The organism is Microcoleus sp. BM001215392, assembly GCF_036700185.1.
GTDB lineage: Bacteria > Cyanobacteriota > Cyanobacteriia > Cyanobacteriales > Microcoleaceae > Microcoleus.
Genome location: NZ_JAUBOJ010000521.1, coordinates 1 through 4,191, shown reverse-complemented (window position 1 = coordinate 4,191; position 4,191 = coordinate 1). Strand labels below are relative to the sequence as shown.

Genomic DNA, 4,191 nt, shown 5'->3' with positions numbered 1-4,191 from the left:
AGATTGTGGCAGTGAGCAAGGTAGGAATCATCAAGACGCCGAACCAACCTACATAAAGGCGGTTGTCGGTCGAAGTGACCCAGTTGCAAAACTGAGACCAGATGTTAGCGCTTTCGCGCTGTTGTAAGGTTGCCGTCATGTGTTTATGATTGCTGTATTTGGTTGTCAATGTTCGGATGATGTTTCTATTATTAACGGTATCCTTAAGGTTTGTAAAGGGGTCTAGCGACAGTAGAACTGATGAGGGTCATCAGGAAAGCTGATGAGGGTGACACAGAGGCGAAAACACATCACATGGCGATCGCGACGCAGCTTAAGTCTAACGGGGAACGGGAGCTGGAGAAGGTGGAGAAACCGGAGCGATCGGCACTGGAGGAGCCGGGGTGCGCACAGGTGGAGCACTGAACTCTTGAAGTTGCTGCGAGGTGAGCGATCGCAAAATTCTCAGTCCCAGACTGTTTCGGGAGATGGCCACAGCGTAGTTCGGCTGTAAATACGGGCGGAAATTTGATTTGTTGTTCAAATAGGTTTCCATGAAGGCTAGGCTGAGTCCGTTTAGGTAGCGGCGGGCTAATGCTGGTTCGGGCCCGATCGCCTCTGCTGGTGGCAAAAAGACACTTTGAGGAGATTGGTCGATCGTGGAAAAGTGAGTGCCGCTGTTCATTAGTACCAGATATTTGTTGGGTGATGTCATCCATGTGAAGGGTTGAATTTGTTCCAGCAAAGCGGGGGCGACCGTATCGGCGCTGCCTGCGAGTACCATGACTGGGATTTGAATTTTGCTGAGGTTTGTTTCTCCGAGAATGCTGCTGACGATCGGGTTGATGGCGATCGCAGCTTTGATGCGCGGATCGCTGAAATTGTACTGGTTGCGATCGAGGCTGCGGGCGCGACACTGCAACAGCAGCGAGATGTTCCAAGTTTCGTTTTCCAACTTGCAGTCTTTGTCTAGCTGTGCAAAGTTAATCCCCGCTCCGGCTAAGGTTAAAGCTGTATAGCCGCCGAAAGATTGGCCGATGATGCCGACTCGCTGCAAGTCGAGCTGCCCTCGGTAGGCCGCATTGGTTGTCGAAAGTTGGGTTAAATAATCGAGCAGGTCTTTGATATCGAGGGGACGGTTGATAAATTCGGCCGGTTCTGATACTTCGCTGGCTTTGCCTGTTACTAGGTCTTGGATTTGTTGGGCGTTGCTGCCGGGGTGTTCGGGGACGGCGACAGCAAACCCATAGGAGGCTAAGTGTTTGGCTAGATACTCGTAGGAAATCCGATCGGAACCTAAACCATGGGAAATTACTACTACTGGCGCCGGTTGCGGGCTGCCCTGCGGTAGGTAAATGTCGATATCAAAGGTACGCTGGCGATTCGGACTCGTCAGAGTTACCGATGATTTTTTCCAACTGTAGGGGCCTGGGAGCTGGATCTGTAGCATTTCGGCGGGCTGTACGATCGGCGTTTGGGCTGCTTCTGTTTCCGATAACTGGGCGACTGCGGCGATCGCCCGGTTGGAACGGTTGATCAGCGATGTCAACTCGCTGGCGATACCCAAGCCGCGGCTGATGTCAATCCTGATGCCGTAAGTGGGGAATTTTTGCAGCACGTTGAGAATTGTCAGCCCTTCTGGATCTGAGGCTGCTAAAATTAAGGAGGCGCGGATCGCATAAAATCCGGGCTGCCGAGCTTTGGTTTGAATTACTCGCCCCAAGCGTTCTAGCAGCACTTCTCCTTGCGGCGTGTACAAAAATTGGGCGATCGTCACCGGGCTGATTTCAGCCCTGGCTTGCAGGGCGCTGCGAATCTCAGCTAGCTGTGCTGGTTTGGCGTATTGAGCGAAGCCGTCCAAGTTCGAGTCTACTTTACCTTGTTTGGCGAAGAGTTCTAGGGACTCGATCGGCACTGATACTTCTAGCGGCCCGTAAGTGACATAAATTTTTTGTGCTCCCAAAGCAGGTGCTGCACTGCAAACAGCCGCGAACGCAAACAATCCTAGGTATTTTGGGGCGATCGACCGCCGAGTGCGAAGAATGACACTGGAGAGACTCGGAAACAGACAGTTCATAACTTTCACGCCTAGGACTTGTAATTAATTAGTCGGTGAAACAAGGTAAATTGTTTTACCAATATTTAATAGCAAAAAAATCGCTCTTTTGATTCGGAAATTAGGTTATGGTGGGAAGCATAGCCAAAAATGCAATTTTCTGACCGGACAAAACTAGCTGAACTTTAAAATTCAACGCCGAGGCGTCAGTCGATTTTCCATTTTTCGATTTGAGATTTCCTGGGCAGATGAATCTGCAAGCTTGAACCTTCGTCTAAAATAGGGGGAAAGCCACACTCATAACGGCGGGGAACTGTATCAGTCTTTGAGTGAGGGGTCAAACCTACGGTCACGCCCATTGATGATTTTTTCAGCTATCCAAGATATTTGCGATCGAGTTTGTAACTACAGTTTGAGTGAGATAATTTATCATGTTCAATGCAACTGCTATCCTGATTGACGCTTTTGTGCAAGAGCTCCAGGCCGGCTACCGTCGCACCTACGGCAAGTACAAGCCTGATTACCCTGAAATTATCGCCTGGGCGGGGACTATGGCTCTGGAAAATATCGCTAACTGCGATGCTCTCTACCACAACGTGGAACACACCATGTTGGTGGCCTTGGTGGGACAAGAAATTCTCCGGGGCAAGCATATTCGCGAAGGTGGAGTGTCTCCAGAAGATTGGCTGCACTACCTGATTTCGCTGCTGTGCCACGATATCGGCTACGTCAAAGGCGTTTGCCGCCAAGACCAAGAAGCTGTGGGACTCTACGCTACGGGTATTGATGGGGGCATGGTTTCTGTGCCGATCGGCGCAACTTCTGCCAGTCTAACTCCTTATCATGTCGATCGAGGAAAACTCGTAATTGACGAACGCTTCGGCGGCCACACCTTAATTGATGCCGAACAAATCAAGCGCAATATTGAGTTGACACGCTTTCCAGTTCCTGCTAGCGAAACCCATCAAGATAGAAATAACTATTCTGGACTGGCCAGGGCTGCCGATTTGATCGGTCAGTTGAGCGATCCCAATTACCTGCGCAAAATCAGTGCGCTGTTCTACGAATTTGAGGAAGTCGGTACTAATAAAATCTTGGGCTACAAGTCTCCAGGAGATTTGCGCCAAAATTACGCAAAATTTTATTGGAACGGAGTTTTTCCATATATTCCAGCAGCTTTGAACTACTTGGAATTGACCCAAGGAGGCAAACAAATTATTGCTAACCTTTACGCTAACGTGTTTCAGGTAGAACACGCTGAACCGCTTGCTTTCACCAAGCCAAATGCTCAAGAATTTATCAAATCCCGCACCAACGGCAACTCGAACGGTGACAAAGAGGCGGAGAATCTTCAACCTGCCATATCCGGGGATAACAAGAAATTTAGCGAATTTGCCGACCTTAATTTGTGAGGGATTTTACTCAATAATTCAGCCACTATCAAAGGGAGTCTTAATTAGGATATTTTTTTATTTTCTAGTTTATGGCTCTTTTTTTTTCAAATTGAGATATATCATCTAATATCATATCCTGTAAAACAACCGTTATAATGTTCGATCGTTCGGACTTCAGTCCTCAAAAAAATCTGAGGACTGAAGTCCGAACGATCGAACCAATTTTATGGTGTGGTTTGCTCGGATATGAGAGCAAAGGTAAAATCAGAAATCAAAAATCAAAAATTAATATGCAACCAGAAATTCAGCAGCAAATTCAACAGTTGAGGCAGCAGCTACAGGAAGCTAGCTATGCTTATTATGTTCTTGATGTGCCGATTATGGCTGATGAGGTGTACGATCGCCTTTACCGACAGTTGCAAGAATTAGAATCGGATTATCCTGAGTTGATTACTGCGGAAAGTCCGACTCAGCGCGTGGGAGAAAAGCCTGCTACTCAATTTTTTAGCGTCAAGCACAATATTCCTCTCTACAGTTTGGAAAATGCTTTTAATCTTGAGGAATTTGCTAAATGGCAGGAACGCTGGCAGCGAATTGCACCCCCCCTAACTCCCCCTTCTCAAGGGGCGGGACAAGATATAATTTCACCCGCCCTTGATGGCATTGCACCCCCCTTAACCCCCCCTTCTCAAGGGGGGGGGAAAGATGGAATTTCACCTCCCCTAAACCCCCCCGATCGAGAGGGAAATGCACCCCCCCTAA

Annotated in this window: 3 protein-coding genes and 1 pseudogene; 2 read left to right on the top strand and 2 right to left on the bottom strand. The window is 48.4% G+C overall.

The genetic code is table 11. From position 1 onward, the window contains the following. Positions 1–139, bottom strand: a pseudogene (locus QT974_RS31930) (photosystem II q(b) protein); the annotation flags it as partial. A 180-nt stretch (positions 140–319) separates the two neighbouring features. Further along, a complete protein-coding gene (locus QT974_RS31925) occupies positions 320–2,056 on the bottom strand; it encodes an alpha/beta hydrolase (protein ID WP_333472385.1) in 1,737 nt (578 codons plus the stop codon). 410 nt (positions 2,057–2,466) lie between these two features. Here QT974_RS31925 and QT974_RS31920 point away from each other — a divergent pair, with 410 nt between their 5' ends. Then, complete coding sequence (locus QT974_RS31920) at positions 2,467–3,447, top strand: Npun_R2479 family HD domain-containing metalloprotein (protein ID WP_333472384.1); 981 nt, start codon at positions 2,467–2,469, stop codon at positions 3,445–3,447. A gap of 272 nt (positions 3,448–3,719) precedes the next feature. Further along, a partial coding sequence (locus QT974_RS31915) for a DNA ligase LigA-related protein (protein ID WP_442933233.1) occupies positions 3,720–4,191 on the top strand: 472 nt, incomplete at its 3' end.